General features: G+C 36.3%; 2 protein-coding genes. Both read left to right on the top strand.

The window, feature by feature from the left end:
- Nucleotides 1-1414 precede the first annotated feature (1414 nt).
- Complete coding sequence (locus ACWATR_RS38135; RefSeq protein WP_460345007.1) at nucleotides 1415-3475, top strand: caspase family protein; 2061 nt, start codon at nucleotides 1415-1417, stop codon at nucleotides 3473-3475.
- 167 nt (nucleotides 3476-3642) lie between these two features.
- Nucleotides 3643-7230 (top strand): nSTAND1 domain-containing NTPase (locus tag ACWATR_RS38130; RefSeq protein WP_460345004.1); only part of this gene is annotated, 3588 nt, incomplete at its 3' end.

Below are 7230 nucleotides of genomic sequence, written 5' to 3'. Positions count from 1 at the left end.
ATATTTGTCTAAGCAAAGCTATGCAAAGCTATGCATAGATTTGCAAATTTTATTATTCTGTTCAGATAAAATGCCTAAAAAGTATACGAATAAAAGCTTGTGGCTATTTATTTAAGCTTTGATTATGCCTTAAACAGAAAGCCCCCAATGATGTGCCAGGGGCTTTTCTGTCTACCCTGTCCGTCTGCCTATCGAAATACCAGCAAGAACAGGCACATTGTTAAGTTTTGTTTCAGAGTTATTGATACTACTTTTCATGTTGCGTGCAAATGATAGCAAAATTGCTCCAAGCGATCACCTCTTGCCACCATGAGGTGATCGCTTGGGGAAATACGCCGCCTTTTTGCAGAGGACGAATATCTTGGGCGTGAATCTAAGCCAGATTATGAGACAATTAGCTCACCCACCCTCAGCAAACTAAAGATGGGGCGGCAGCCGCGGGTAAGGGTTATTGTGCAGCTAGACACAAAGATAGACAGTTGCTCAAAAACAAATTACTGCAAGGACTAAAATTGAAGCTTTAGATCGTTCAATTGAGGCTCTCAAACAAGGTTTAAAAGATTTAGTCGAAGAAACTTCCAAATATAATAAATAATAGGAAGTGATTCGCGATAGACTATCGCGAACCACTCTTTCTTTTCCACATCCCGTGAAAAGTCAGGTTTCTTAAGAGGTGTAGAGGTATGTGAACATCATGAAAACTTTTAGGGAACTTTTGGGTATTGCAGATATTGGGCATTAGTAAAAGACTAGTACTGATGTGGGTTTCTCTGGTAATTAAATGCTGTAAAAGAAAAAAGAATAGAGCCAAAAGTAAACAGTAATGTAAACAAATATTTATGTTTTTTAGGAAATAGATATTTATGTATAAATGCTGGGATCAAGTCTGAGTAAGGTTTATTGAGTAATAGGTTAGATAGTTTAATTTTTTTTATATTTCACTACTATCCTAAATATACTAAGACTGCTAATATGCACTTAAAAGCTGTTCTGAATCATTTGTGTTGTGTGAATTTGTAGTTTTGCACAAATAAAATTTATATAACTAGCAGCTATACATATTTGTATTGCTTACAATTCAACATATATGAAACTGCCACTTATACTATTTTGGGAGGAAATTTAAGTAAGAAACATAAAATTTAAGCTTGTTTAATAATTTTGTAAAGCAAAGATTTTGTTTTTAAACTGCCTAAATTAGAAATATTTTATCTCATATGCGCATGAGTTAAATTACTTATACTTTTGATAATAAAAACACAAAGTGATTAATATTGAATTTGACTGAATCAAGGCAACTGAAACGCCTAAAAAGGAGAAGCCTTTGATAAAAAACTATAAAGCAGGTTAAAACGACAAAAAAAATGTAACTATTTATGTCAACAATTAATTTACATTAAATTTAAAGGTTTTTATGATTTCTCAATCTACTTCAGTTACCAACTATTATGCTTTATTAATTGGGATTAATTGCTATTTACCTAATAAACTAGCTGGAGGCTATTCATATGGAAACCTTGCAGGATGTGTGCAAGATGTTAATAAAGTAGAAGCTTATCTACTTAATACAGTACCAAAAATTAAAATTTTTAAACTTACGTCTTCAATTTCAAACAATTCAATTCTACCAAAAGAACCAGAAGAACTATTACCTACTTATAAAAATATAATAAATAAAATTCAAGAATTAACTAGCTTGGGTGAAAAAGGTGATTTTGTTTATATCCACTTTTCTGGTCATGGTGGGCGTACAAAAACTAATTATTCTAAATGGAAAGGAGATAACGGACTAGATGAGTCGTTAGTTCCTATCGATATTGGCACCTCAGAAGGACAATATATTCGTGATGTTGAACTGGCATATATATTTAATAAGATGATAGATAAAGGCTTAGTCCTTACTGTTGTTTTGGATAGTTGTCATTCAGGGGGAACCGCTAGAGGAAACGCTCGCATCCGAGGATTAGGTATTGTTGATGAAACACCTCGACTAACAGAGAGTTTGGTGGGTTCAATTGAAGAATTAATGTCCAGTTGGGAAAAGATAACTAGTAGTACTCGCAATGTTGCTGCTGCTAGTAGTTGGTTGCCAGAGCAGCGAGGTTATACTTTATTGGCTGCTTGTCGGGATAATGAGTTCGCTTACGAGGATGTATTTGATGGTCAGGAAAGTAACGGGGCCCTGACTTATTGGTTGCTAGATTCTTTGAAGAAGCTGGGTACTGGGGTCACTTATAAGACACTTCACAATCGCTTGCTAGCCAAAATCCATAGTCAGTTTGAACGGCAAATGCCAATGTTACAAGGAGAAAGCGAGCGCTTAATTTTTGGCAGTAACTCTGTCGCTTCTCAGCTGACTGTTCCAGTTATCAAGGTTAATTTAGCGCAAAAGCGGGTACACTTGCAAGTTGGAGAAGCAAATGGTGTTCTTAAAGATGCAGAATTTGCCATCTATTCATTAGGTACAGCAGATATAAAACAGACTGACAAGCGCGTCGCACTCATTCAAATTACAGAACTTGGTGCTGTGGACTCTTGGGCTGAAATTAAACAACTGATTGGAAAAAACACGATTGAGAATATTGAACAGGGCGCGACTGCTTTATTGCTGCATCCGAGTATCAAACTTGTTCGCAAAGTGCGCTTGTTGCCAACAAAATCTGCATTACCAGAGCTAGAAGTCGCTAAACTAACAGTAGAAGGTAATGCTTGGATTGATTTTGTATCTAGTGATGAAAACAGAAGTGAAGCTGTTGCTTATCAAGTTTCTGTTAATGAAAAAGGTGAGTATGAAATTCTAGATTCAACTGGTATACCGATTGCTAATTTGCAACCTGTGTTAAAAGTTAGTGAGCCAAATGCAGCAGCTGATGTAGTAAATCGTTTAGTTCATTTATCTAAGTATCAAGCTGTTTTGCAACTTGACAACAATGATCCCGTATCAGCTTTGGCAGGAAAAATTAAAGTTGAACTGTGCAAAGCAGGTGATAATCGTGAACTAAAGTCATTCGGTGAATTTAGCAATATACCAACACTCAATGTTGATGAATTTGCTTATCTGAAAATTCGTAATGATTTTTCTCAAGCTCTTAACATTACCGTACTTGCTATCCAACCGGATTGGAGCATTGGCAAGCTTCATCCTAGTGGTGCTGACTTTATTGTTTTAGAAGCAGGACATGAAATCAAACCACCTATCCGTTTTCGTACTAGTCTTCCAGAAGGCTATCAAGAAGGTGTAGATATCCTCAAAGTTTTTGCAACAGTTGCAGGCACAAGTTTTGACTGGTTAAAGTTACCAGCTTTGGGTGAGCATCGAACAAGAGCCGAGGCAAGACGACCAAGCAACCCACTTGAAGATTTAATGGCGGCTATTAGTGATGAAAATCCTGTAAATAGAAACGTAAGTCCTGCTGCTTATCCTAGCGATGAATGGACAACAGGGCAGGTAAAACTTATTGTAAAAAGAATATAGTTACTCAATTTGAAACTGATAATTCGTGCATAGTTTTGATGTATGAGTACATTTCAATAGAGTTAGTATACAATTACAGCAGTTAAGTCGCTTAATTAATTGATTGTCTAAGGATAAACTAAAAATCTACTTATTTTCAAAATAAAATCAACAAGTTGAGGTAAGTAATGAGTTGGAGTAATGATAGAACTGATTTTGACCGCAACATAGCTGTGATTATTGGCATTAATGATTACCGAAATGGTATTCATCCTCTCTCGACACCTGTTAATGATGCTAGAGAACTAGCTGATTTATTTAAAAATGAATACAAATATCAAGAAGTAATTTGCTTATTTCCACCTTACAAAGAAGCAACCCTAGAAAATATTAATGAAGTACTAAAAGAAACGTTACTAAATCAGATTCGACCGACAGAAAGTGATCGCTTACTTTTTTACTTTGCTGGACATGGTATTGCCCGCAACAGCGAAGATGGGCCAGCAGGTTACTTGATTCCTCAAGATGCCCACTTAGGAAAGATAGAAACTTTCCTTCCTATGCGGGATTTGAACCTAGCACTCTCTCAACTCGATTGTCATCATCTGCTAGTGATTTTGGATTGTTGCTTTGCCGGAAACTTTCGCTGGTCAGGTACTAGAAACGTTATTGCAGTTCCAGAAACAATTCATCGGGAGCATTACGACCGTTTTATCCGATGTTCTGCATGGCAAGCTATTACCTCATCTGCTCATAACCAAGAAGCACTTGATTTTTTCAGCGATTTGCGGAGAGAAACGACTAAAAATTCCGCTCACTCACCTTTCGCTTTAGCCCTAATTGAAGGACTAAAAGATAATAAAGCAGATTTGACAAAAGACGGAGTAATCACAGCCCCTGAACTTTATTTGTATCTGCGCGATAGTCTAATAGATAAAGATGGCGTAACAGAATTACAAACTCCAGGGCTTTGGCCTTTACCAAAACATGACAGAGGCGAGTTCATTTTTACAAAGTCCGGTTTTGAACGAGAGCAATTAAAACCAGCACCACCACTGAATGAAGATAATAATCCCTACCGAGGTTTGCAACCCTTTGATGAAAAGCACGCACGTTTCTTTTTTGGCAGACAAACATTGGTAGAGGAATTATATGGGCGAATTTCACAGTTTAAACACTCCTCTATTAAATTAATTGCTGTTGTTGGTATTTCTGGTTCTGGTAAATCTAGTTTGGTAAAAGCGGGCTTGATTCCATATCTGCGTAAGGAACATGAAGAAGAGTGGTATATTCTAGAACCGATGCGTCCTGGTGAGTCTCCTTTGACTAGCTTGGCAAGGACAATTATGGTAATTGCTAATAAAACTTTAGCGGTTCAACTAGAGCAAATTAATTTTTTAAATGCAGCTTTACAAGAAAATTCTAACCAATTTAAAAAAATTTCTACCTTTTGGAATGATACTACTTTAGATAAGAAATTATTATTAATTATTGACTGTTTTGACGACCTTAAAATGGTATGCCGGAATTCAGATGAAGAATTGCGCTTAGAAAAATTTAAAAATACAGTTCAAGTCTATTTAAGGAATTTAAGTGCAAGTTTAGAAAAAGAATCCCGAACATTAATCAATATAATAACTACTTGGATTCAAGAAAATCCTCAACTTAAGCTGTTATTAATAATTGACCAGTTTGAAGAATTAATTACAATGAGCAGTAAGATAAATACGATTATATCTGGTACAAAACCGGATTTAAATAATCAAAAACCGCAGCGTTGGCAAGCTACAATTTTTCGTCGTCAGTCAAAATTTAAAAACAACGAGCGAGCAGAACAAAAAAATGAGGTTCAACAAGAGTGGCAGCAATTTTTGGCACTGCTAATAAATACTCTGAAACACTGTCCGCAATTTTATATTATATTAACGTTGCGTTCTGACATCGAGCCTTGGTTTGTCGAATCAAAATTCAAATATGATTGGGACATAGCACGTTTTTTAATGAGACCCATGCGTGCAGATGAGTTACGAGAGGTGATCGAGAAGCCAGCATCTGAAATGGCATTGTATTTCGAGCCAACTAATTCAGTTGATCGGTTGATTAGTGAAGTAGGAGAGATGCCAGGAGCTTTACCACTATTATCTTTTACCCTTAGTGAATTCTACCTTAAGCTGTATCAAGCATGGGTAAAAGATGCTAAAACTGACCGTGCTTTAACTGTAGATGATCAATTTTACCAGCAGGGAGGCATAGCAGGTTCTCTTACTCACAGAGCAAATAATATTTATGAAAGCTTACCTGATGATGCTCATAGAGATACAATGCGTCGGGTGATGTTGCGAATGGTTGAGATTCAGGCAGGCGAAATGGTAAGACGACAGGTTCTGCTATCGGAAATAAATTATATAGATAATTTAGAGAATCAAAGGGTAAAAGAAGTAATTAATTGCCTCGTTAATGCTCGCCTGGTTGTTCAAGGTAAGAGTCAAGAAGCAGGGGAAGGGTATGTAGAGCCATCTCACGATTTTTTAGTGAAAGGATGGGTGAAGTTACAACAATGGCAAGAACAGGTTCATAAAAACGTATCTATTGAGATTCAAAGACGCTTAACTCAAGCAGCCAATGACTTTTACTATAATATTAACAGGCAACCAGATTTACATACTCTCCAACAGAAGGTTAGTCATCATTCTAATTCAATTGAATCAAAGTTTTTGTGGAATAATGACCCACGTTTAGCCTTGTTCGAGGCAATGCTTCCCATAACTCTTCTTAAAGAATATCAAAATCAAGAAAATTTATTTAATTCTTTAATTCAAAAAATTGGAAAAATTGTTTATAGAACTTTACAAACTCAACCCGGAATTGTTGAAGAACCTAATCAACTAAACCAGCGAGAATTAGATTTCGTGCTAAAAAGCATTAATCTAAGAAATAAAACATTGGGGCGATTTGTAGGATCTATTATTCTTACAACAACTATTTTAATAGCTGTCACAATCTTTGCTTTAATCGGCCAAAAAAATGCACTTGTTAATCAAATTAAAGCAAATCATCAAGCTTCTGAGGCAGCACTTCTATCCAACCAACAACTAGAAGCTTTGACGAATGCCGTACGGGCAGTTAAAACACTAAATTATCACCCAATCTTGCAAATTTTTAGGCCTAGTGTTCAGATAGAGAGACAAAGCATAACAATGCTATATAGAGCAATTGAGCAAACAAACGAATTTAATCGCTTTGAAGGGCATCAAGGAGATATAGAGAGTGTTAATTTCAGTTCTAACGGGGAGTTCATTGTTACTGCTTCAAAAGATAAGACAGCAATGGTGTGGAATTTTAAAGGTCAGTTGATAGCTGAACTAAAGGGACATCAAGATATAGTTAAGATTGCTGAATTCAGTCCAAACAGCCAGTATATTCTTACTATTTCCTTTGATGAAACTGCAAGGGTATGGAATCTTCAGGGTCAGTTGATAGCTGAACTAAAAGGGCATCAGGGTGAAGTATCGAGTGCCGAATTTAGTCCAAATGGGCGGTACATTGTCACTGCTTCAGAAGATAAAACTGCAAGGGTATGGAATCTTCAGGGTCAGTTGATAGCTGAACTAAAAGGGCATCAGGGTAAAGTATCGAGTGCCGAATTTAGTCCAAATGGGCAGTACATTGTTACAGCTTCAGAAGATAAAACTGCAAGGATATGGAATTTTCAAGGACAATTGATAGCTGAATTAAAAGGGCATCAGGGTGAAGTATCGAGTGCCAAATTTAGTCCA

It is taken from the genome of Nostoc sp. UIC 10890, from assembly GCF_054786515.1.
This window is presented reverse-complemented; position numbering and strand designations above follow the sequence as displayed.

Bases quoted from the DNA above. Each gene is read 5' to 3' on its own strand.
- ACWATR_RS38135 (WP_460345007.1), top strand. From the start codon at position 1,415: ATGATTTCTCAATCTACTTCAGTTACCAACTATTATGCTTTATTAATT.